The following is a 22,601-nucleotide window of genomic DNA, read 5'->3' on the forward strand; positions in this document are numbered from 1 at the left end:
ATGGCGGCCATCAGTACGTCCGCGCCCGGCAAGCTCTTCCTGCTCGGCGAGTACGCCGTTCTTGACGGGGCCCCGGCGCTCCTGGCGGCCGTGGACCGCCGCGCCCGGGTGACGATCGGCGACTCGGAATCCGGCTCCTGGCAGGTGAGCGCGCCGAACCTGGGCATCGTGAACCTCGCCCTCGGCGGCGACGGCGGCCTGCCGGCGGGCCTCGATGCCGCCGGGCGCTCGAAGCTTCGGGTGTTCGACGCGGTGCGTGAGGCCGTCCTGGCCCGCGCTCCTCGCCCGGCCCGGCCGCTCGCGATCACGATGGACAGCGGCGCGCTCTCGCGGGGCGGCCACAAACTGGGGCTGGGCTCGAGCGCCGCCGTTGCCGTCGCTCTGACCGCCGCACTGGCCACCGCGCTCGACCTCGACCTCGACCGGGAGGCGCTGTTCCGCCTGGCCGAGCAGGCTCATCGGCGCGCGCAAGGCGGCGTCGGCAGCGGCGGGGATGTCGCGGCGAGCGTGTACGGCGGGCTGATCCGGTATTCCCGCGGCGCCGTTCCCGTGCCTCTCCGGTGGCCGGAGGAGCTGAGCGTCCTGGCCGTGGTTACCGGCGAGGGCGCCCTGACCACCCGGCTGGTGGGCCGCGTGGCCGACTATGCCGCAGAGGATCCCGCCCGGTACCGGGCGGATATCGCCCGCCTGGCCGGCCTGGCCGAGCGCGCCGAGGCGTCGCTCGGCGATCCGGACGCATTCCTGCGCCTGGCCGGCGACTATTTCTCGGCGCTCACCGTGCTCGACACCCATGCCCGGGCGGGCATCGTCAGCGAGCGCCACCACGAGCTGCACGCGGTGGCGCGGCGAGAAGGCGGTGTCTTCAAGACCTCGGGGGCCGGCGGCGGCGACGTCGGCCTCGCCTTCAGCCACAGCGGGGAGCCCGCCGAACGGCTGGCCGCAGCCCTCGCCGGCGCCGGGGCCGCGGTCGTCCCGCTCGGCTTCTTCACCGCCGGCGTCCACGGAGGTTCCAGATCATGAGCCGGTCCCGCATCCCCGGGTTCTACCAGTTGTCGGTCGAGGACCGGCTGAAGCTCCTGCACGAACGCGGGGTACTGGATAACGCCCACTTCGCGGCACTGCGGGGCGGAACCGCCGCCCTCGATGTGGGCGCCGCGGACCGGCTGATCGAGAACGTCATCGGCGTGTTCTCCCTGCCCATGGGCCTCGGCCTCAACTTCCAGGTCAACGAACGCGACTACCTCGTGCCGATGGTGGTCGAGGAACCGTCGATCATCGCGGCGGTGAGCTCCACGGCGAAGCTGGTTCGGCAGGCCGGCGGTTTCTCCAGCGTCGCGGATGAGCCCCTGCTCATCGGCCAGGTCCAGGTGGTGGATGTCCCCGAGCCCGAACGCGCGCGGCTGGCCGTGCTCGCGCAGACACCGGAGATCCTGCGGCTGGCCAACAGCGGGCATCCGAACATGCTGGCGCGCGGCGGAGGCGCCCGGGACGTTGAGGTATTCCTCCGCGGGACGACGGCGTACAACGGCGAGCTGCTGGTCGTGCACCTCATGGTGGACACCCGGGACGCGATGGGCGCCAATCTCGTCAACTCGATGTGCGAGCGCATCGCGCCGCTGATCGAGGAGATCAGCCAGGGGCGGGTCTTCCTTCGCATCCTCTCGAACCTCACCGACCGGGCGCTGGTGCGTGCCCGCGCCGTGATTCCCCCCGGGCTGCTGGAGACCGGCGAGTTCTCGGGCGAACGGGTGCGGGACGGAATCGTGCTGGCGAACGAATTCGCCGCGATGGATCCCTACCGGGCGACCACGCACAACAAGGGCATCATGAACGGCATCGACGCCGTCGCGATCGCGACCGGAAACGACTGGCGCGCAATCGAGGCCGCCGCCCACGCGTATGCCGCGCGCGGCATACGTTACGCGCCGCTCACCGACTGGCGCACGGACGAAGACGGCAACCTGGTCGGCGAGCTGACCATCCCGTTGAAGGTCGGCACGGTCGGCGGGCAGGTCGAATCGAACCCGGCCGTGCGGCTGGCCCGCACGATCCTCGACGTCTCCTCCGCCCGGGAACTGGCCGAGGTGATGGCTGCCGTCGGCCTGGCCCAGAACCTGGCCGCGCTCAAGGCGCTGTCCACCACCGGCATCCAGCGGGGGCACATGCGGCTGCACGCTCGTGCCGTCGCGGCCGCCGCCGGAGCGAGCGGAGCCCGGTTTGACGAGGTCGTCGAGAGACTCATCGCCGACGGGGAGATCAAGGTCTGGAAGGCCCGCCAGATCATGGAGGCCCTGGGCGAGACCGTGGAGGGCGGCGCGCCCGCGGCGGGTGCGCCCCGGGCGGTTGTTCCCCCCGTGGCCGCGGTGCCCGCCCCGGGCGCCCACCTCGGGTACGGCAAGATCATCCTGCTGGGCGAGCATTCGGTCGTCTACGGTCACCACGCGATTGCCGCGCCGATCGGGCTGTCCGTCCGGGCGGAGGTCACCAGGGGATCGTCGGCGAGCGAACCGGTCATCTCCGACTGGGATGTCGATGGGTCCGTTCGCGAACCGATCCGGGAGAACATCTCACACCGGGTCGCGGCGCTGATCACCGAGCGCCTCGGCGTACCCGCGGCGGGGATGCGCGTCGACGTCTTCTCGGACCTGCCCCGGGCGAGCGGCCTGGGCGCCTCCGCCGCCTTCGCTGTGGCCGTGATCCGCGCGGTCGCCGCGTCGTTCGACATCCGGATCAGCGACGCCGCGGTGTCGCGCCTCGCCTTCGAATGCGAGCAGATCGTGCACGGCACGCCGTCGGGCATCGACAACACCGTCGCCACCTTCGGCAGGCCGATCCTGTTCCGCAAAACGGATGACGGCCGCCCCGAGATCAGCGACATCGTCACACCGCAGCCGATTCCGATCATCATCGGACTCTCCGGTGTGAGTGCGCTCACGTCGCAGACCGTGGGTCTGGTGCGGAGAGCCTGGCAGCGGAACCCGCGGCGCTACGACCAGATCTTCGCCCAGATCGACGGGCTCGTCCTGGCCGGAGTCGACGCGCTCCGACGCGGGGACATCGCCGACCTGGGCGAGCTGATGAACATCAACCAGGGCCTGCTCAATGCCCTGCAGGTGTCCAGTCCGGAGCTCGAGGAACTCGTCGCGATCGCCCGGCGGGCGGGCGCGCTCGGGGCGAAACTGACCGGCGGGGGCGGCGGAGGCGCCATGATCGCCGTTGCGGAACCCAGCGGCACGGAACCGATCATCGCCGCCATGCGCGGGGCCGGCTACACGACGTATCTCACCGAGATCCGCTAGCTCCGGCGGGCTAACCGTTCGGGTAGAGCAGCGGAAGCTGGAGTGTCAGCCAGGGGCTGAACGCCCACGGGGTGGCGTTCACGGCCGTGATCAGCTGCGGTCGCTCCGCCCATCGCCACTCCATCACCTCGTCGGCGTGGGGAGCGATGTCCGAGGCCGTGGTCGCCGTGTAGACCGGGCAGATCTCGTTCTCCACGATTCCCGAGGCGTCCACCGCGCGATAACGGAAGTCGGGCAGCGCCGGGGAAAGCGTGTCGATCTCGATGCCGAGTTCGTGTTCGGCCCGCCGCACCACGGCATCCGCCAGCGCCTCACCGGGGCCCGGATGACCGCAGAATGAGTTCGTCCAGACGCCGGGCCAGGCCTTCTTGGTCAGGGCCCGCCTCGTCACGAGGATGCGCCCGTCCCGGTCGAAGACGTGGCAGGAGAAAGCCAGGTGGAGCGGGGTGTCGAGGCCGTGCACGAATGCCTTGTCGGCGGTGCCGATCGGCGTTCCGTCCTCGGCGACCAGCACCACCAGTTCGCTGGGTTCCCCCGCGGGCTGCTCCCGGTCGCCTCGCAATCGATCCTCCACCACGTGCACCCATCCTCCGCAAAGTCCGCATCCCAAATCTACGCCAGCCCCTCACCTGCCGTCGCCGGCTGAGCCGCCCGAAGTGCTTCCCGCTGCGGCCCCGCTAGGCCGTGTTGAATAAGTCTGTGTTGATTCAGATCAACGTGGCGGCAAGGGTGATACCGGCTTCGCAGTTGCGCGCCGTCTTGTCGGAGCGAGGTCAAAGCCGACCACATCGAGCCCTGCGTCGCGGAGGCCTCCCGCGATGAGCGATCCTGCCTCGCCCAGACCGATTGCAGCAACTTTGATGGCCTGAGTCATGTGATCACTCTCGCAGAGCGACAAGCGGCCGGCCCGGATGTCAGTGCCACACGTCCGCCGCGACCTCGACGACCTCGCGGACCTTCGCCCACTGCTGTTCCTCACTCAGGTCGTTGCCGTCCTCTGTTGAGGCGAAGCCGCATTGCGGACTGAGCGCGAGCTGCTCCAGCGGCACGAACGTCGCCGCCTCCGCGATGCGTCGCTTCAGGAGCTCGCGGTCTTCCAGCTCGCCGCTCTTGGTCGTCACCAGCCCGAGCACCACGACCTTGTCCCCCGCGGGCAGATGGCGCAGCGGGGCGAAGGTACCGGCGCGCTCGCTGTCGTACTCGAGAAAATAGCCGTCGTAGTTGCACACCGAGAGCAACTGCTCAGCGACCGGTTCGTACCCGCCCGACGAGATCCACGTCGAGCGGAAGTTGCCGCGGCAGACATGCGTCGTCACCGTCATGTCGTCGGGCTTGCCCGCGAGCGAGGCGTTGATCAGAAGGGCGTAGCGCTCGGCCAGTCCGTCTGTGCGGATGCCGCGCTCCGCCGCCTTCGCGATCTCGACATCGGAGCACAGGTACGCCCACGCGGTGTCGTCGAACTGGAGGTAGCGGCATCCGGCATCGTAGAACGCGGCGATCGCATCGCGGTAGGCGCGGGCCAGATCGTCGAAGGTGTCCTCGGCGTCGTCGTAGGCCGCGGGGTTCACAGCGCCACTTTCCAGCCGGAAGTGCAGGACTGTCGGTGCGGGGATGGTCATCTTCGGCAGGACAGCGGTCGTGGACTGCAGGAAACGGTAGTGCTCGATCATGGGGTGGTCGGCCGGGAACCTGATTGGCCCAGTGACCCGCACGCCGCGTGAGCGCGTCTGGACGCCCTGGAACTGGATGCCGTGGTCGAGCTCAACGATCTCGACACCCTGCAGGCCGTCGAAGAAATCGAAGTGCCACCACGACCGGCGGAACTCCCCGTCGGTGGCGAGCTTGAGGCCGGCGTCGGCCTGCCGCGCCACGACCCGCACGATCTCTGCGTCCTCCACCTCGCGCAGCCCGGCGTCGCTCAGTGAGCCGGCCTCGTGTCGTGTTCGCGCATCCTTGAGCGACGGAGACCGGAGGAAACTGCCGACGATGTCTGCACGGAATGGCGGGTTGACGGTCATGAGATCAAAACTACCGCACGGAGAGAATGCCTGCCCGAATTCGCGGGCGCCGTCAGAACACCACGGTGGTGTTGCCCGAGCGCACCACGGTCGTCGCAGTGCCAGGCGACTGCTCGCGCGAGCACCTGCCGTTCGACGTCGGCTCGATACCGTGCGAGATCGGCAGCGGTTGCGGCGTGGGAGACGCGCACGACGTCCTGTTCGATGATGGGGCCTTCGTCGAGGTCTCTGGTGACGTAGTGCGCGGTCGCGCCGATGAGCTTGACGCCGCGCTCTTTGGCTTTCTGGTACGGGGCGGCTCCGATGAATGCGGGCAGGAACGAGCGGTGCCAGCTCCTCGACGGTGTGCGGTTTTTCGCCCATTTGAAGGGTCGTCTGGCCCATCACATGCCTCCTCATTGATGACATTGATTGCCGCTTCGCCGCCGTTCCGGCGTTTTCATCGACTCTCGTTTGCGACCTGGTCCAGATTCTCGAACTTCCGAATCGAACCACTAAGACGATCTTGTTTATAAGTAAACAAGATTGAACTATGCTGACTCTCGACTGCGGACTACGAAGTCTGCAAGCGATTATCAAGACACAGAGAGTTGCTTTGACTTATGGCTGAAACAATAGGGACCGTTCGTACCGGTCTGTTCATCGGGGGCGTCCAGCGCGACACGGTGGATGTGCTCGAGGTCGCAGATCCGGCCAAAGCCGGTCAGGTGGTTGGGTATGCGGCAGCTGCCACCACCGCGGATGTCGCGGATGCGGTGGCGGCGGCAAAAGCCGCATTCCCCGCATGGTCGGCGATGTCGGCCGTGGAGCGCGCCGCCATCATGGCCGAGGCGATTGCCGGGATCGCCGATGAGCGTGATGCAGATGCCGCGGTGCTGTCGCGGGAAAACGGGAAAGTCCGTTTTGAAGGCTGGATCGATTCGCTGGTGTTTGAGATCCGGTGGAACCTGGCATTGATGCTCGCCGGGGAAGTCGACACCGGGAAGACCCTCCCCGTGGTTCCGGGAATCCCGGTGTCCACCGAGGTGACGTACCAGGCACTCGGTGTGGTCAGCGTGATCGTGCCCTTCAACTGGCCGATCGCCATCCTCGGCGCGGCGCTGCCACACGCGTTGCTGGCGGGAAACACGGCGATCGTGAAGCCGCCGCCCTCGGCACCCCTGGCGACGACGCGCGTGGTGCAGCGGATTGCGGAGAAGCTCCCCGCCGGTGTGCTGAACATAGTCACCGGATTGGACCAGAACATGGCCGGGTTGATCGACAGCCCCGACATCGCGAAGGTGTGCTTCACCGGCAGCGTCAATGGCGGGAAGCGAATCATGGAGATGGCTTCCAAGTCGCTCACCCGTTTGACGCTCGAGCTGGGCGGGAATGACGCCGCGATCTTCCTCGAAGATGCCATCCTGGATGACACCCACCTCGACCGCCTGTACGCGGCGATCTTCGATACGACCGGGCAGATCTGCATGAACGCAAAGCGCGTCTACGTGCACTCCTCCCGCCTCGACGAACTCGTCCAGGGTCTGACGGCCCGCCTGGAGAAGGTGCAGCTCGGCTATGGCCTGGATGCCGACACGACCATGGGTCCGCTGCACTCTCCCGTACAGAAGGCCTTCGTCGACGAAATCATCCAGGACGCCAAGGACTCGGGTGCCGAGGTGCGCGAGTTCGGGCAGCTTCCCACCGGTGACCTCGCCGGCGGCAACTTCGTCCGCCCCGCCCTGGTGATCAACCCCGATCCGATGCTGCGTGTCGTGACTCTGGAACAGTTCGGCCCCGTCATCCCGATCATCCCGTTCACGACGGAAGCCGACGCTGTCGCCTCCGCGAACGACACGTGGGCCGGGCTCGGCGGTTCCGTCTGGACGGCGAGTCCCGAATCGGCAAGCCGCGTCGGCTCGCAACTGGCCTGCGGATACGTCTGGGTCAACGACCACGGCGCCACCCGCCTCGACCTCCGCGCTCCGTTCGGCGGTATGAAGCAGTCCGGTTTCGGACGGGAACAAGGAATCGAGGGCATTCGAGCCTTCCAGGACACCCGTGCCATCGCCACGATAGACGCAGCAGCACTCGCCGCGCAGGCGCACTGATGGAGGGCTGTGGCCGGCGCGCTCGGCTGATTCAATCGAGCCTGTCGGCCACGGCCCACTGTCCGGACCCCTCGTGATCGGCCCATCGACATGAAGAACGTCCCCAACCACAAAACCACGCGCACAGGGCCCAGCCCGGTCGCCGGGGTATCGCCCGCGCCGACGGAGGACGTGACCATCCTGGAGCCGTTGAGCGATGTCATCGATAGCGAGAGCTTCACTCCGCGTCTGCTCGCTCTTGTCTCGAACGCCCTGGTCTGGCGTGAATCATTGCTGCTGCGGCGCGAGTTCAACCTCGGAACGAATGACTGGCGCGTGATCTCCGCCCTCGCGATCCGGCCCGGGGCCGCATCGACGGAGATCGCGGACTTCGTTGGAATGAACAAGGCCGTTGTGTCCAAGGCCACAAACACGCTGATCAAACGGGAGTTGATTGTCCCCGCGGCAGGCCCCCGCGGTTCACGGCCGCTGTACCTGACGCGCGCGGGCGCGGAGATGCACGACCTGATGAAGCCCATCTCGCTCAAGGGGGAGGAAATCATTCTCAGCGACCTCACCACCGATGAGGTCACCGAGCTGAAGGCCCTACTGGCTCGGCTCCTGCGCAAGACGCCCGAATTGTCGAGCGTCGCCGACGCACCCGCCTAACAGATAGGTAAGCGGGACACCCGGCAAACGACGAAAGGCCCCCGATTTCTCGGGGGCCTTTCTTGTCCGCCTGGGTTTTGCAAACAAAAACCTCTTGTTCTGCACCAAACCCTGTGTGCGCGAGGGGGGACTTGAACCCCCACGTCCTTTCGAACACTGGCACCTGAAGCCAGCGCGTCTGCCAATTCCGCCACTCGCGCGAACTTGGAAATGCTAGCACTTTCAGCTGCCCCTTCGCCATTCGAGCCCCCGTCGGGCGCGCCCAGGGTCGATAAGCGGGGCGCGTTGCGCGGTGATTCGTGTCCTTCCCGGCGGCGCGGCGCGGGGCGCCCGGGGCGCCCGGGAGTTAGGCGCGGCATCGACCGCGCCCATATGATGACCTTTCGTGCGCTCAACCGCCGTTTCGGCGAGTTAACAAGTGAGCCAAGTAACATGCTCATAGCCAAACGGATCGGATCGGGAGACCTGTGGGCATACTGGACAATTTTGAAAAGGGCTTGGAACGTGCCGTCAACGGCGCTTTCGCGAAGACCTTCAAGTCGGGCGTGCAGCCGGTGGAGATCACCTCGGCGCTTCGGCGCGAGCTCGACACCCAGGCGGCCGTCGTTTCGCGCGACCGCATCCTCGCGCCCAACCGCTTCACGGTGCGCCTGGCGCGGGCCGACTTCTCGCGGATGACCGGGCTCGGCCGAACGCTGATCGACGAACTCACCCAGTTGGTGGAGCAGCACGCCCGCGAGCAGCGCTACCAGTTCGCCGGCGCGGTGGAGATCACCCTCGCCGAAGACCCCAGCCTGAGCGAAGGCATGGTGCAGATCGACTCCACCAACCTCACGGGCAAGGTGGCCTGGACGCCGGTGCTCGAGATCAACGGCAAGCGCCACCCGATCGTCAAGCCCCGCACCGTCATCGGCCGCGGCAGCGACGCCGACATCACCGTCGACGACAGCGGCACCTCGCGCCGCCACGTCGAAATCCTGTGGGACGGTTCACGGGCCAAGGTGCACGACCTCGATTCCACCAACGGTTCGCAGCTCAACGGCGAGCGGGTCACAACGGCCGCCCTCGAACCCGACTCGGTCGTCACCATTGGGCGCACCCGCATTGTCTTCCGCGTCGTCGCGCAGGCCGGGGCGGCCGACCAGGCCGCCGGCTTCTGGGGGCCCGGCAAATGAGCGTCAGCGAACTCACCCTGCTCGTGCTGCGCCTGGGCTTCCTGCTGCTGCTCTGGCTCTTCATCTTCGGCATCGTCTACGCGCTCCGCAGCGACCTGTTCGGCCAGCGGGTGCGCAAGATGGCGTCGGATGCCGCGGCAGCGACCCCCGCGCCGTCCCCGGTCTTCGCCGCATCCGCGAGCGCGCCCACCGAGGCCGTCTCCCGGCCCGTTGTGTCGCCCGGCAGCGGCGGAACCGAGAAGGCGACCGCGCAGAGCGCCTCCCGCCTGGTCATCACCTCCGGACCGAAGGCGGGCACCGAGTTCCCGCTCGGCGCCGAGCCGATCACGATCGGGCGCTCCAGCGACTCCAGCCTCGTCATCCGGGACGACTACACCTCCACCCACCACGCCAGGCTGATGCTGTGGCATGACGACTGGATGATCCAGGACCTCGACTCGACCAATGGCACCTTCCTGGCTGGGAGCCGGATCGCGGTGCCCACCCCCGTTCCCCTGAACACCGCAGTCAAGATTGGTGCCACCAGCTTCGAGCTTCGGCGGTAAGTGCATGGCGACAGTTAGCCACAGCGCAGCCGCGTCCCATGTTGGCAAGATCCGGTCCAACAACCAGGACTCCGGCTACGCAGGCAGCGCGCTCTTCATCGTCGCCGACGGCATGGGCGGTCACGCCGGCGGCGACGTCGCCTCCGCGATCGCGACGAAACGCGTCATGGAAGCCGACCAGCCCTACCAATCCGCGGCGGAGGCGGAATTCGCACTGCAGGCGGCGCTGATCGCGGCTAATTCACAGATCGCTGAATCGGTGTTCGAGCACGCCGAACTCACCGGGATGGGCACGACCGTCAGCGCCCTGGTCGTGCTCGACGACCAGGTCGCGATCGCGCACATCGGCGATTCCCGCATCTACCTGCTGCGTGACGGCGAACTGTCGCAGATCACCATCGACCACACGTTCGTGCAGCGCCTGGTCGACAGCGGCCGCATCACCGAGCAGGAGGCCATGGTGCATCCGCGCCGCTCGGTGCTGATGCGGGTGCTCGGCGACGTCGAGTCCGCGCCGGAGGTCGACACCTCCATCCTCGCCACGCGAACCGGCGACCGCTGGTTGCTCTGCTCCGACGGGCTGACCGGTGTCGTGTCCCACGCGTCGATCACCGCCGCCCTGTCCACCGGCGCGGATGCCCAGACCGTCGCCGACCGCCTGGTGAAGGAAACCCTCGAGGGCGGCGCCCCCGACAACGTCACGATCGTCATTGTCGACATCGGGCCAGAGGACGAGCGCGACGGCGCCCCGCTGCTGGTGGGCTCGGCGGCCGGGCAGCTCGCCTTCGGTGAGGAACCGGCCAGGAACCGGGCGCTGCGGCTGCCGGCCCTGCGGCTGCACCCCGTGCGCGAGACCCACTTCGAACCGGACTCGCAGGATTACCTGTCCGAACTGATCGAAGAAGACGAACGGCGCGCCCGCCGGCGCAAGCTCACCTGGCTGACCGCGATCATCCTGCTCGTTCTCGCGATCGCCGGAGCGGCCCTTCTCGGCTACCAGTGGACCCAAACCCGGTATTTCGTCGGCGTCGAGGGCAGCACCGTGGCGATCTATCGCGGCGTCAACCAGGACCTCGGACCGATCCAGCTCTCGAGCGTCTACGAAGACACCAACCTCGAAATCTCCGAACTCCGGGTCTATGACCGGGATCAGGTCGAGGAAACCATCAGCGCGTCCTCCCTGGAAGACGCGAAACTCATCGTCGAACGGCTCCAAAATGCCAGCAACAAGTAATCCGGCGGGCGCGGCGGACACGTCTGCGCGCCGGGCGCAACCGCGGACGGGCGTCTTCAAGCGCCTGCACCTTCCGCAGAAGCTGCGCAACCTCGAGCTCTTCCTGCTCGCCATCGCCTGCGCGATCAACGCCGCCGCCGTGGTGCTCGTGCAGCTCGGCGCGCTCGGCCGCATCGACACCACGCTCGTGCTGTTCGGCGCCGGCCTGTCCGTCCTGGTCTTCGCCCTGCACATCGTGCTGCGCATCGTCGCGAGCGAGGCCGACCCGTTCATCCTCCCGATCGTCACCCTGCTCAATGGCATCGGCATCGCCATGATCTACCGCATCGACGTGGCCAACAACGAAGGCGGCATCGGCAGTGCCTCGGTGCGGCAGACCATCTGGAGTGCGCTGGCCATCGCCATGGCGATCGTGGTCCTCCTGGTGATCCGCAACCACCGGGTGCTCTTCAAATACACCTACATCGCCGGGTTCGCCGCCGTGATCCTGCTGCTGCTGCCGCTCGTGCCCGGCCTCGGCCGGGAGGTCAGCGGCGCCCGCGTCTGGATCGGCATCGGCTCCTTCGCCACCTTCCAGCCGGGCGAAATAGCCAAAATCGCCCTCGCCATCTTCTTCGCCGGCTACCTCGTACGAAACCGCGACAGCCTCTCCATGGTCGGTAAGCGATTCCTCGGCATGCACTTCCCCCGGCTGCGGGACCTCGGCCCGATCCTCGTGCTCTGGGCACTGTCGATGTCGGTCATCATCTTCCAGCACGACCTCGGTACTGCGCTGCTCTACTTCGGCCTCTTCCTGGTCATGCTCTACCTCGCCACCGCACGCCTCAGCTGGGTGGTCCTCGGCATGGGCCTGTTCATCGGCGGTGCGGTCATCGCAAGCCAGACCCTCAGCTACGTCAACGGCCGCTTCACCAACTGGCTCGATGCGATGAACCCGGATGTCTACAATGCGCCCGGCGGCAGCTACCAGCTCGTGCAGGGTCTGTTCGGCCTCGCCAAGGGCGGCCTCATCGGCACCGGTCTCGGCCAGGGTCGCCCCGACATCACCCCGGTGCCCCAGAGCGACTACATCATCGCCAGCCTCGGCGAAGAGCTCGGACTGGCCGGCATCTTCGCGATCCTCGCCCTGTACCTGCTTTTCGTCGCCCGCGGATTCCGTATCGGCTTCGCCGGCCAGGACGACTTCGGCAAGCTGCTCGGCGTCGGCCTCGCCTTCGTCGTCGCCCTGCAGTGCTTCATCGTCATCGGCGGCGTCACCCGCATCATCCCGCTCACCGGCCTGACGACCCCGTTCCTGGCCGCCGGCGGATCCTCCCTCGTCGCCAACTGGATCATCGCGGCGCTCCTGCTCCGCCTGTCCGACACGGTGCGCAACCAACCCAGGCTGGTGGTCTGATGAATCGAGAACTCAAGCGCGTGAGCATGGTCGTGCTGCTCATGTTCGTCGCACTCCTCACGTCGACCACGGTGGTGCAGGCGTTCCAGGCGGACAACCTGGCCGCGGATGCCCGCAACACCCGCACCCTCTATGACAGCTTCCAGGTCGAACGCGGCGCCATCCTCGCCGACGGCAAGCCGATCGCCGAGTCGGTGCCGGCCGACGACGACTACAAGTTCCTGCGCACGTACAGCAACGGTCCGCTGTACGCGCCGGTGACCGGGTTCATCCCGATCAACGGCGCCCCCACGGGCCTGGAGCACGCCCTCAACGCGGAACTCACCGGAACGTCGAACTCGCAGTTCTTCGACAAGCTCAGCTCGATCATCACCGGGCAGAAGCCCCGCGGGGCGGCCGTGGGCACCACGATCGACCCGGTGACGCAGCAGGCCGCCTGGGACGCACTCGGCGATCTCAAGGGCGCCGTGATCGTGACCGAACCGAAGACCGGTCGCATCCTCGCCATGGTCTCGAAGCCCGGCTACGACCCCAACACGCTCACCGTGCACGACAACAAGAAGGTCACCGACGCCTACCAGGCACTGCTCGACAACCCCGACGACCCCCTGATCAACCGGGCGATCCGCGGCGACCTCAACCCTCCGGGTTCCGTGTTCAAGCTGGTCGTGACGGCCGCGGCGCTCGAGTCCGGCGAGTTCACCCCCGAAAGCACGTTCCCCAACCCCGCCACGCTCACCCTGCCCGGCTCCACGGCCGTGGTCACGAACTCGAGCCGGGGCACCTGCGGCGGCGGCGCCACCGTCACCCTGGCCACGGCGCTGCGGCTCTCCTGCAACATCCCGTTCGCCGAGCTGGGACTGCAGCTGGGGGACGCGGCGATTCGCGAGCAGGCCGAGAAGTTCGGCTTCAACTCCACGTATGGTGTCCCGCTGTCCGTCGCGGAGAGCGTCTACCCGAGAGACCTCGACAAGGCGCAGACCGCCCTCTCCGCCTTCGGCCAGTACGACGTGCGCGCGACGCCGATGCAGATGGCCATCGTGTCCGCCACCATCGCCAACGGCGGCATCGCCATGGAACCCAATCTCGTCGACGAGATCCTCGCCCCGAACCTCAGCCCGCTGGAGAGTTTCCAGGCGAAGGAGATGGCCACGGTGATCAGCCCCGAAACGGCCGCGACCATGACCCAAATGATGGTCAACGGAGTCAAGGACGGCGCCGCGAGCAATGCAAGAATAGACGGGGTTGACGTGGCCGGAAAGACGGGAACCGCACAGAACGGAAAGGATCTGCCGTACACCCTGTGGTTCACTGGATTTGCACCCGCGCAGGACCCGCAGTTTGCCATCACTGTCCTGATTGAGGACGGCGGGGGGCTCGGCCAGGAGGGGTACGGCAATCTTCTTGCCGCACCGGTTGCACAAGAGGTACTAGAGGCGGTGTTGGATAAATGAGACCCACAGCAGGGCTCACCTTCGGGGGACGATACGAGCTGCAGTCCAGGATCGCCATTGGCGGCATGGGCGAGGTGTGGCAATCCACCGACCTCGTCATCGGCCGCACGGTCGCCATCAAGATCCTCAAGGACGAATACCTCGGCGACCCGGGATTCCTCGAGCGTTTCCGCGCTGAGGCCCGCCACGCCGCCCTGGTGAACCACGAGGGCATCGCCAACGTCTTCGACTACGGAGAAGAAGAAGGCAGCGCCTTCCTGGTCATGGAGCTCGTGCCCGGTGAGGCACTCTCCACCATCCTCGAGCGCGAGCATGTGCTGTCGACCGACAAGGTGCTCGACATCGTCGCGCAGACGGCAGCAGCGCTGCACGCCGCGCACGCAGCCGGGCTGGTCCACCGCGACATCAAGCCGGGCAACCTGCTGATCACCCCCGACGGCCGCGTCAAGATCACCGACTTCGGAATCGCCCGCATCGCCGACCAGGTTCCGCTCACCGCGACCGGCCAGGTCATGGGCACCGTGCAGTACCTCTCGCCGGAGCAGGCCAGCGGCAAGTCCGCCTCGCCCACCACGGACATCTACTCGCTCGGCATCGTGGCGTATGAAAGCCTGGCCGGCCGACGCCCGTTCACGGGCGAGTCCCAGGTGGCCATCGCCATGGCGCAGATCAACGAAACCGCGCCCGACCTGCCGACCACGGTCTCCGAGCCGGTGCGCAACCTCGTCATTTCCTGCCTGGCCAAGAACCCCGCCGACCGCCCGGCCTCCGCCGCGCACCTGGCCCGCGCCGCGACGGCGCTGCGCCGAGGGGATGTCGCGGCCGCAGCGGCATCCGTGCCCGCGGTCATGGCCGGGATCACCCCGACCTCCGCAACAATGCTGATGCCCGGCGCCGGGTATGACCAGGCCACGACCGTGCTCCCGACTGCCTCGGCGCCCGGGACGCGCGCCGAGGCGGCCGCCGCCGAGGCCGCGACGAAGAAGAACAAGCGCAGCCCCTGGACCTGGCCGCTGATCGCCCTGATCGCCCTGCTCGCGATCGTGCTCACCGGAACGCTGATCGCCCTCTTCACCCAGGGGAACGAGACCCCGGTCGTGCCCCCGACGTCCACGGCGGCGTCGAGCACCCCGAAGGTGACGCCCACTGCCACGCCGACCGTCACTCCAACCCCGACGAGCACCGCGGTCAGCGTGCTGTCCAAGGACTTTGTGGGCCTGACCAGCGCCGAGGCACGCGACAAGCTCGTCGGCCTGGAACTCGTCGCCGACATGGTTCCCGGGAACATCGCCGATGCGCCGGACAAGGTCGACCGGGTCTACGACGTCAACCCGACCGGAACCGTCCAGAAGGGCACGAAGATCACGGTCAAGTACTTCGTTGCCGCACCCACACCCGATGCGCCGACCACTGCGCCGACCGTTGCCCCGGCCACGGCCGTGGCCGGCACCGACGTGGTCGTCACGTGGACCGCCCAGTCCTGCCCCAGCGGCCTGCAACTGACCGGCTACGAGGTGCTCGTCGAAGGTACCGGCGCGACCTCGCCCCCCGTTGCCAGCCCCGCAGCGACCACGACGTCGGTGACCACGGGTCCGGATGCGGGCACGTTCACCGTGAAGTTCCGCTACCTGTGCGGAGGCTTCCCGTCCGAATACTCGCCGGCATCCACCCCGGTGGTCGTCACGGCTGCGCCGTAGTCCATGCCCCGTGCGGGTACCATAGGCGAGATTGTGTTCGCGAGCTGGGAGTGATGCATTGACTGAGGTTGGCCGTTTGCTCGCTGGTCGCTACCGCGTAGGCGCGCTCATCGGCCGTGGCGGAATGGCGGATGTCCACGTCGGCACAGACTCACGCCTCGGGCGCACGGTGGCCATCAAGCTCCTCAAGTCGACCCTGGCCACCGACCCCGCGTTCCGCACCCGCTTCCGCCAGGAGGCCCAGGCCGCGGCCCGGATGGCTCACCCCACCATTGTGCGGGTCTTCGACGCCGGTGAAGAGACGGTCACCGAACCGGGCGGCCACGAGGCTCAGGTTCCCTTCATCGTCATGGAGCATGTCGACGGACGCCTGCTCAAGGACATCATCCGCGAGGGCCCCGTCGAGTCCGCCGAGGCCGTGCGCATCATCGAGGGCGTTCTCACGGCCCTCGAGTACTCCCACCGCGCCGGCGTCGTGCACCGAGACATCAAGCCGGGCAACATCATGATCACCAGGACCGGCCAGGTCAAGGTGATGGACTTCGGCATCGCCCGGGCGATCTCGAGCTCGGCGACCACGGTCGCCCAGACCACGGCGATCCTCGGCACTGCCGCCTACTTCTCGCCGGAGCAGGCCAAGGGCGAATCGGTCGATGCCCGCACCGACCTGTACTCCACCGGCGTCGTCCTGTTCGAGATGCTCACCGGACGGCCCCCGTTCCATGGCGACACCCCCGTCGCCGTCGCGTACCAGCACGTGAGCGAGGCCCCGGTCACACCGAGCTCGGTCAACCCGAAGGTCTCGCCGGCCCTCGACGCCGTCGTGCTGCGGGCCCTGACGAAGGACCGGTTCGCCCGGTACCAGAGCGCCGTCGAGTTCCGCGCCGACGTCGAGACAGCCGCCGCCGGGCACATCCCCGTGCATCGACCGCTCGACGAAACGGCCGCCGGGTTGTTCGGCCCGGCGCCCGTCATCGCATCCGGGTCCGAGCTCGCCCTCAAGCAGCTCGCCGAAGACCAGACGATGGTGCGCACCCAGCGCCGACCACCGGTGAGCTGGATCTGGGCCGGAATCGTGGCCGTCGTCGTGATCGTGGTCTCGGTGATGTTCTGGGTATTCAGTCTCACGCCGAGCGGCGACATCCCGGACAGTTCGCGCAAGGTGCCCACACTGACCGGGCAGAGCTACGACGCGGCGCAGAACTCCCTTCTCGACCTGGACCTCGCGGCCACGAAAGCCGAGGAGGCCAGCGCCACGGTTCCGAAGGACGAGGTCATCCGCACCGATCCGCCCGCCGGCACGATCGTGCAGCCGGCCGAGGTGATCAAGGTCTTCGTGTCGACCGGCGCCCAGCCGGTCGAGGTCCCTGATGTCACGAACCAGCCCGTCGAGGCCGCGGAAGCAGCCGTCAAGGGGGCCGGGCTCGAATCAGGCTCTGTCACCAAGGAGAACTCACCGACGATGGCCGCGGGCATCGTTCTGCGCACCGACCCGGAGGCCACCAGCACCGTCCAGGCCGGCTCCACGGTCAACTACGTGGTGTCCAGCGGGCTCGTGACCCTCATCGACCTCACCGGCCAGTCGCTCAGCGCGGCGAGCGATCTTCTCAGCGCACAGGACCTCCAGCTGGTTCCCATTCCGACGCCCGACTCCACGTGCGCCTCGGAGGCCGGTTCCCCGGTCACCAAGCAGTCACTGCCCCCGGGTGAAGTGCCCCAGAAGTCCGAGGTCCTCCTCACCTACTGCGCCGGCTAAATCCCGCGAAACTGCAGTTGTGCGCGCTAAACCCGCCGTTTAGCGCGCACAACTGCAGTTTCGCGGGATGTGCGGGCGGGAGAAGAAGGGGAGGTCAGCTGAGCTTGAGCAGCGGCGTGAGGCCCTTGGCCGTCTCGCGCGCCTCAGGCAGGCCGGCCAGGGCCAGCCAGTTGCCGAGCATCCGGTAGCCACCCTCGGTCAGCACGGACTCCGGGTGGAACTGCACCCCGAAGATGGGCGCTGACTCGTGCCGGAGTCCCATGATCACGCCGCCCTGCGTGCGTGAGGTGACGATGAGCTCGCGCGGAACCGTGGAATCGACCACGGCGAGGGAGTGGTACCTGGTCGCCGTGAAGGGCTGCGGCACTCCCTGGTAGAAGTCGCTTTCGTCGTGCGTGATCAGCGACGTCTTGCCGTGCATGAGTTCCTCGGCATTGGTCACGGTGGCCCCGAAGGCCTCCGCAATCGCCTGGTGGCCCAGGCAGACCCCGAGAAGCGGCGTGCCTGAGGCGAAGGCCGCCTCGACGATCGGAATGGAGACGCCCGCATTGGATGGCTTGCCGGGCCCCGGCGAGACAAGGACGCCGTCGTAGTGGGACAGTCGTTCGGCCGCCTCCGATGCGTCGAACGCGTCGTTGCGCAACACCTCGGTCTCCGCGCCGAGCTCCATCAGGTACCCGTTGAGGGTGTAGACAAAGCTGTCGTAATTGTCGAGAACCAGAATGCGGGTCATGAGCCGCCCACCGTCGCTTCCTCTGTGTTGATGATCTCGTCCACCCAGGGGAACACCCACGTGCTCAGGACGAGCAGAACGCCGGCCAGCAGGACAAGCAGGAGCAGTATCCGGAGCCAGGCCGGACCGGGCAGGATCTGCCACAGCGCTGCGTACATGTGAGCCTCCTAGCCCTTCGCCTGCGCGGCGATGATCGGTGCGAGCTCCGCGGGCGGGCCGGCGGATGTCGGCCGCCACGATTCGAAGACGCCGTAGGCGATGATCCGCTCCGCCGTCGAGTACAGCGGGTTGCAGCTGGTCAGGGTGATGAGGGCGTCGGTGGCGGCCTTGTCCACTGCGCCGGGAACCGGGGCGAGCACAGCCACCTCGCTCGGCGCAACGTATTCCATGTCCCGGAACCGGTAGGTGAAGTAGCCGTCGGCCGTTTGCACGTAGATTGCGTCGCCGAGTTGCAGTTCATTGATCAGGTGCATGCCCCCTCCGTAAGCGCTCCGGTGTGCGGCCACGGCGAAGTTGCCGACCTCACCGGGCATCTGGGTGTCGGGGTAGTGCCCGATGCCGAGGCGGGTGCTGTTCAGGACGCCCGTTCCGACACCCTCCGCGATGGTGCGGTGGTAGTCGGCACCGAAACGCGGCACGAAGAGCACGGCGAAGGCATCCCCGGCGCCCGGCGCCGCTGACACGATCGGGTCACCGTAGTCCGCGGGTACCGGGGCAGGCTTGTCGGCGTCCCGGGCGTTACGGTCCTGCGCGATCCAACCGTTGCTGAGGTCGGCGGCGGCCTTCGACTGCTCGCCCGCGACGAACGCGTCATTCCACCAGAGCTGCCAGCCGATGAAGAGGAGCACGACGGCGCCCGCGGTGATGAGCAACTCTCCGAGCACTCCCAATACGGTGACCGGGCGCCGAGACGACTTCCGGCCGCGTCTGCCACGGGCGGGCGCGGCGACAGGCTCGGCCATTTCGGTCATGACGTAATCCTAATCGGGCTCCCGCCGGGCTTTCCCCGAATGGCGGACCGGGGCCCGCCCAGCCGGGGACGCTAGAATCTGAGGCATGGCACGCACAAACCCCCGCACCAAGCCCGCACGCGACGTGGTTTCCCGCTCCGAAGACGCACCGAACCCGGTCTGGTTCAAGCCGGTCATGTTCGGCTTCATGCTCCTCGGCCTCGCCTGGATCATCGTCTTCTACGTGAGCCAGGGCGGTTTCCCCGTGCCGGCGCTCGGCTCCTGGAACATCCTGGTCGGCTTCGGGATCGCCTTCATCGGCTTCCTGATGACGACCCGCTGGCGCTGACTGTCCCCATTTCGGCGGACCAATTACACCGGTGTAATTATCCCCATGTGGAAACTCCTGTGGATAACTTTTCCACAGGCCTCTAGCCCAGTAGTTTCACGCAACTGAGGGCCGCCAGGATCAGCGCGAAAACAACGATCAACGCGGTCTGCAGGGTCGCCTGGGAGCGCTTCCTCGTCTGAACGAAGATGAGGCCCACGATCGCGCCGCCGATCAGCCCGCCGAGGTGCGCCTGCCAGGAGATGTTGGTCCCCGGCAGGAACCCGATGACGAAGTTGATGCCGAGGAGCACCAGCAGCTGGGTGGAGTTGCCCCCCAGGCGGCGCTGGATGACGAACATGGCGCCCACCAGCCCGAAGATTGCCCCGGATGCCCCCACAACGCCCACACGCGGGTCGGCGAGGAACAGGACGCCCAGGGAACCGGCCCACCCGCTCAGCAGGTAGAGCGCGAGGAAGCGCCAGCGTCCCAGCATGGCCTCCAGCTGCGGACCGAAGATCCACAGCATGTACATGTTCAGCAGCACGTGGAAGATGAAGCCGGTCGAATGAAGGAAGACGCTGGTGAGCATCCGCCAGGGCTCGAAGAGCGCGGGGTAGGAAAACGCACCGGCGTAGAAGAGCCTGTCCGTGACTCCGAGGCCCGGAATGAGTTGAAGCACGAACACGAAGAGCGTGACGGCAATGATGCCGTACGTGACGACGGGTGCGCCGCTGCCCGTGAGCCGGGTCAGCACGGCCGACTTCGTGCGCGGAGCGTTGCGGCGCTGCTCCTGCATGCATTCGGGGCAGATGACGCCGACGGCGGCCTGGGTCTGGCACTCAGGGCAGATCGTGCGTCCGCAGCGCTGGCACAGGATGTAACTGGGCCTGCCCGGATGCCGGTAGCAGTAATTCGCGGCGGTACCGGGCAGGTCGGTCATCCGGGGCGGGGCCTAGACCTGTTCGACGGTGACGCTCTCGATGAAGACATCGGAGAGCGGGCGGTCGCGGCCGTCGGTGGGGACCGTGGCCAGCTTCTCAACGATGGCGCGGGAATCCGCGTCCTCGACGGCGCCGAAGATGGTGTGCTTGCCCTGCAGCCAGGTGGTGGGAACAACGGTGATGAAGAACTGCGAGCCGTTGGTGCCGCGGCCGCCCTGGATGCCGGCGTTCGCCATGGCGAGCACGTAGGGCTGGGTGAAGTCGAGCTCCGGGTTGATTTCGTCGTCGAACTGGTAGCCGGGTCCGCCGGTGCCCTGGCCGAGGGGGTCGCCGGCCTGGATCATGAAGTCCTTGATGATGCGGTGGAAGACGGTGCCGTCGTAGAGGGGCGTCTTCGAGGTCTGGCCGGTGGCCGGGTGCTTCCATTCGATCTCGCCCGTGGCGAGGCCGACGAAGTTCTTCACGGTCTTCGGCGCGTGATTGCCGTAGAGGTTTACCTTGATCGGTCCGAGGGTCGTGTTCAGGGTGGCGACTGCGGTGTGCTTAGACATAACGGTAATTCTTGCACAGCACTATTGCCGTCTCCTGACGAGGATCCGATACCCAGAGCGCTCCCAGCCGATTCAGTGGCAAGATGGGTGTGTTCGCCACACGACATCGATGGAGGGTCCAGATGAGCCTGTCACGCAAGCGCCGCAAGGAACTTGACCGGCTGCGCAAGAGCGCAGACGAACTATGGAACCACCAGCAGGAGGTTCTCGACCGTGCGAATGAGATCGCACGCGAGGCCGCACGTCAGGCGGGGAGCCTGACTCGCGAGGAAGTCGTCCCTCGCGTACGCGAGGGATACGAGCACTACGTTCGCCCCGGAGTTCACGCGGGCCAGGAAGTCGCCGACAGCGTTCGCCGCCGCCTGGTCGAGGACGTGCTGCCCGGCATCGGGACCGCGATCGGCACGGTCATGTCGGTCGGGGACGTCGCCAAGGATGCGCGGGTGCGCGCCGCCATGAACCGCCTTCGCTTCCAGAAGCCCGTCGTGGTTGAGAAGCAGGGCCTGGGCGCCGGCACGTACATCGCCATCGGTATCGGCCTGGCCGCCGCAGCCGGCGTCGCCTACGCCGTCTGGCAGACGTTCCGTGCCGACGACGAGCTCTGGGTGGCCGCTGACGAGCCCGAGCGCACGCCGAACGAGGACTAACCGTCCATAGCTTCACCAGGGCCTGTATCTTCCGGATACGGGCCCTGGTCTGTTAACGGGTTTGATTCCGGCTCGTGCTCTTAAACGAAGAACGCCCGGCCGCTGGAGCGGGGCCGGGCGTCTGTCATGTGTGGAGCCACGGGGAATCGAACCCCGGACCTCCTGCTTGCAAAGCATTGCAAGACAAGGTTTTTTCGCAGGTCAGAGGCATTGTTGAAATCACCAAGGGCGCACCCGGGGCGCACCGGTCGACGATCGCTAATCGATTCGGGCGATCTGGCCTGCAACAGTGCGCAAAGTTTCAATGAGCTCAGCACGCTTCCCCGGCTGGTTCATGGCTTGCGGACCCGGATGCCAGGTCTCTACAACGTCGACCGCCGGACGCAGTGGTGATTTATCGATGTTCGCGCGCCAACCGCGCTGCGCGAACCGACCGGACAACACCACGGTCTCGAGCCGAGGAAGCATCTGAATCAGCTCGAGCAGAGCGCCCGCGCCCTCCGCCACCTCGGCCACCTTCGGCTTTACGGACGCCGCTCCGAGGTACCACGGGACAATGTTCCAGCCGATGTATCCGTCATGCAGGCCCGCGGCTTCCCTGGCGAGCCAGAGATTCTCTGCGGTCACGTCGTCGTTGTCGACGGAGATGAACCCGGACCCCGCGCGCAGACTGCCGGAGAGAGCATTCGTCATCGGTCCGGGCGCTTCGAGCACGAGCAGTATTCGAGCTTCTACGCCGGCCTCCGCGGGGTCGAAGCTTGGGACGACGCGGCCCGGCGTGCGTGCCGCCAGTGTTGCAGCCCAATCCCTCAGCGGCTGCACGCTGGCGACTTCGTCGAGCATCGCCAAGCGCTCGTCGCGGGTCTGGGCGGAGCGAAAGCCGCGCGGTGCGCTGAGGAACATAACCCTCAGCGTATCTATCGTCGCGGCACGAGCCATGCCCGATGGGGCAAATGGCGAGCGTCAAACGTACTAGCGCGCCTTCTGGGTCGCGCGTGTACGGAGAACTGCCCGTTCGCGCGAAATAACCTTGGCGCGCTCTCGCGCTGCTCGCGTGCTGCTGTGCGCTCGGTATTAAGTAGGAATGGGTGCAGCTGTTCGTTGTAGACACGCACTGCCGTACAGCGCATCAAGGC

The 22,601-nt window shown here is 67.1% G+C and carries 21 protein-coding genes, 1 tRNA gene and 1 pseudogene; 13 read left to right on the forward strand and 10 right to left on the reverse strand.

The window, feature by feature from the left end; translation table 11 throughout:
- Positions 1-1,020 carry a mevalonate kinase family protein gene (locus BLQ39_RS06100; RefSeq protein ID WP_092322545.1) on the forward strand — a complete coding sequence of 340 codons (1,020 nt, stop codon included), beginning with the start codon at positions 1-3 and terminating at the stop codon, positions 1,018-1,020.
- Positions 1,017-3,299, forward strand: a complete 2,283-nt coding sequence (locus BLQ39_RS06105) for a hydroxymethylglutaryl-CoA reductase, degradative (protein WP_092322547.1) — start codon at positions 1,017-1,019, stop codon at positions 3,297-3,299. Before BLQ39_RS06100 ends, BLQ39_RS06105 begins: the two co-directional genes overlap by 4 nt.
- 10 nt (positions 3,300-3,309) lie before the next feature.
- On the opposite strand, the gene idi is transcribed toward BLQ39_RS06105, so the two are convergent.
- The 3 genes and pseudogenes from idi to BLQ39_RS06120 form a co-directional block, all read right to left on the reverse strand.
- On the reverse strand, positions 3,310-3,876 hold the full coding sequence (idi, locus tag BLQ39_RS06110; RefSeq protein ID WP_241982836.1) for an isopentenyl-diphosphate Delta-isomerase: 567 nt from the start codon (positions 3,874-3,876) through the stop codon (positions 3,310-3,312).
- A gap of 337 nt (positions 3,877-4,213) precedes the next feature.
- Complete coding sequence (locus tag BLQ39_RS06115) at positions 4,214-5,317, reverse strand: 5-methyltetrahydropteroyltriglutamate--homocysteine S-methyltransferase (RefSeq protein WP_092322548.1); 1,104 nt, start codon at positions 5,315-5,317, stop codon at positions 4,214-4,216.
- A 52-nt stretch (positions 5,318-5,369) separates the two neighbouring features.
- A pseudogene (locus tag BLQ39_RS06120) lies at positions 5,370-5,646 on the reverse strand (formyltransferase family protein); the annotation flags it as partial.
- Between the two features lie 336 nt (positions 5,647-5,982).
- Here BLQ39_RS06120 and BLQ39_RS06125 point away from each other — a divergent pair.
- On the forward strand, positions 5,983-7,407 hold the full coding sequence (locus tag BLQ39_RS06125; RefSeq protein WP_241982835.1) for an aldehyde dehydrogenase family protein: 1,425 nt from the start codon (positions 5,983-5,985) through the stop codon (positions 7,405-7,407).
- A gap of 90 nt (positions 7,408-7,497) precedes the next feature.
- Positions 7,498-8,055 carry a MarR family winged helix-turn-helix transcriptional regulator gene (locus BLQ39_RS06130; protein WP_134574932.1) on the forward strand — a complete coding sequence of 186 codons (558 nt, stop codon included), beginning with the start codon at positions 7,498-7,500 and terminating at the stop codon, positions 8,053-8,055.
- A gap of 116 nt (positions 8,056-8,171) precedes the next feature.
- Here the strand turns inward: BLQ39_RS06130 and BLQ39_RS06135 are convergent.
- Positions 8,172-8,255 (reverse strand) — tRNA-Leu (locus tag BLQ39_RS06135).
- Positions 8,256-8,522: 267 nt separating this feature from the next.
- Between BLQ39_RS06135 and BLQ39_RS06140 the strand changes: the two genes are divergently transcribed.
- From BLQ39_RS06140 to pknB, 7 genes are read left to right on the forward strand one after another with little or no spacing between them, the layout of a single operon-like run.
- Positions 8,523-9,230 carry an FHA domain-containing protein gene (locus BLQ39_RS06140; protein WP_092322552.1) on the forward strand — a complete coding sequence of 236 codons (708 nt, stop codon included), beginning with the start codon at positions 8,523-8,525 and terminating at the stop codon, positions 9,228-9,230.
- Complete coding sequence (locus tag BLQ39_RS06145; RefSeq protein WP_092322554.1) at positions 9,227-9,775, forward strand: FHA domain-containing protein FhaB/FipA; 549 nt, start codon at positions 9,227-9,229, stop codon at positions 9,773-9,775. Before BLQ39_RS06140 ends, BLQ39_RS06145 begins: the two co-directional genes overlap by 4 nt.
- 4 nt (positions 9,776-9,779) lie before the next feature.
- A complete protein-coding gene (locus BLQ39_RS06150; protein ID WP_092322555.1) occupies positions 9,780-11,009 on the forward strand; it encodes a Stp1/IreP family PP2C-type Ser/Thr phosphatase in 1,230 nt (409 codons plus the stop codon).
- Positions 10,993-12,405 (forward strand): FtsW/RodA/SpoVE family cell cycle protein, encoded by a 1,413-nt coding sequence (locus BLQ39_RS06155; RefSeq protein ID WP_092322557.1) that lies wholly within the window; start codon positions 10,993-10,995, stop codon positions 12,403-12,405. The genes BLQ39_RS06150 and BLQ39_RS06155 overlap by 17 nt, the downstream gene beginning before the upstream one ends.
- Positions 12,405-13,859 (forward strand): peptidoglycan D,D-transpeptidase FtsI family protein, encoded by a 1,455-nt coding sequence (locus BLQ39_RS06160; protein ID WP_092322558.1) that lies wholly within the window; start codon positions 12,405-12,407, stop codon positions 13,857-13,859. Before BLQ39_RS06155 ends, BLQ39_RS06160 begins: the two co-directional genes overlap by 1 nt.
- Positions 13,856-15,556 (forward strand): serine/threonine-protein kinase, encoded by a 1,701-nt coding sequence (locus BLQ39_RS06165; protein ID WP_092322560.1) that lies wholly within the window; start codon positions 13,856-13,858, stop codon positions 15,554-15,556. The genes BLQ39_RS06160 and BLQ39_RS06165 overlap by 4 nt, the downstream gene beginning before the upstream one ends.
- Before the next feature lie 58 nt (positions 15,557-15,614).
- Positions 15,615-17,312 (forward strand): Stk1 family PASTA domain-containing Ser/Thr kinase, encoded by a 1,698-nt coding sequence (pknB, locus tag BLQ39_RS06170; RefSeq protein ID WP_092322561.1) that lies wholly within the window; start codon positions 15,615-15,617, stop codon positions 17,310-17,312.
- 94 nt (positions 17,313-17,406) lie between these two features.
- On the opposite strand, the gene BLQ39_RS06175 is transcribed toward pknB, so the two are convergent.
- From BLQ39_RS06175 to BLQ39_RS06180, 3 genes are read right to left on the reverse strand one after another with little or no spacing between them, the layout of a single operon-like run.
- Positions 17,407-18,045, reverse strand: coding sequence for an anthranilate synthase component II (locus BLQ39_RS06175; protein ID WP_092322563.1), 639 nt, complete (start codon positions 18,043-18,045; stop codon positions 17,407-17,409).
- Positions 18,042-18,203 (reverse strand): hypothetical protein, encoded by a 162-nt coding sequence (locus tag BLQ39_RS15790; protein ID WP_166784409.1) that lies wholly within the window; start codon positions 18,201-18,203, stop codon positions 18,042-18,044. The genes BLQ39_RS06175 and BLQ39_RS15790 overlap by 4 nt, the downstream gene beginning before the upstream one ends.
- A gap of 9 nt (positions 18,204-18,212) precedes the next feature.
- Entirely contained in the window at positions 18,213-19,016 is an 804-nt protein-coding gene (locus BLQ39_RS06180; RefSeq protein WP_241982834.1) for a class E sortase, read from the reverse strand.
- A gap of 85 nt (positions 19,017-19,101) precedes the next feature.
- Here BLQ39_RS06180 and BLQ39_RS06185 point away from each other — a divergent pair, with 85 nt between their 5' ends.
- Entirely contained in the window at positions 19,102-19,344 is a 243-nt protein-coding gene (locus BLQ39_RS06185; RefSeq protein ID WP_092322564.1) for a cell division protein CrgA, read from the forward strand.
- Between the two features lie 82 nt (positions 19,345-19,426).
- On the opposite strand, the gene BLQ39_RS06190 is transcribed toward BLQ39_RS06185, so the two are convergent.
- Both BLQ39_RS06190 and BLQ39_RS06195 read right to left on the reverse strand, forming a co-directional pair.
- Positions 19,427-20,266, reverse strand: a complete 840-nt coding sequence (locus BLQ39_RS06190; protein ID WP_092322566.1) for a rhomboid family intramembrane serine protease — start codon at positions 20,264-20,266, stop codon at positions 19,427-19,429.
- 12 nt (positions 20,267-20,278) lie between these two features.
- Positions 20,279-20,818 carry a peptidylprolyl isomerase gene (locus BLQ39_RS06195; RefSeq protein ID WP_092322567.1) on the reverse strand — a complete coding sequence of 180 codons (540 nt, stop codon included), beginning with the start codon at positions 20,816-20,818 and terminating at the stop codon, positions 20,279-20,281.
- A gap of 122 nt (positions 20,819-20,940) precedes the next feature.
- On the opposite strand from BLQ39_RS06195, the gene BLQ39_RS06200 reads away from it, so the two are divergent.
- Positions 20,941-21,465: a hypothetical protein gene (locus tag BLQ39_RS06200; RefSeq protein ID WP_092322569.1), complete on the forward strand. Its 525-nt coding sequence runs from the start codon at positions 20,941-20,943 to the stop codon at positions 21,463-21,465.
- A gap of 258 nt (positions 21,466-21,723) precedes the next feature.
- Here the strand turns inward: BLQ39_RS06200 and BLQ39_RS06205 are convergent, their stop codons facing one another.
- Positions 21,724-22,368, reverse strand: coding sequence for a uracil-DNA glycosylase (locus BLQ39_RS06205; protein ID WP_241986955.1), 645 nt, complete (start codon positions 22,366-22,368; stop codon positions 21,724-21,726).
- Positions 22,369-22,601 lie beyond the last annotated feature (233 nt).

Origin of the sequence: Cryobacterium psychrotolerans (genome assembly GCF_900101115.1) — a bacterium.
GTDB classification, from domain to species: domain Bacteria; phylum Actinomycetota; class Actinomycetes; order Actinomycetales; family Microbacteriaceae; genus Cryobacterium; species Cryobacterium psychrotolerans.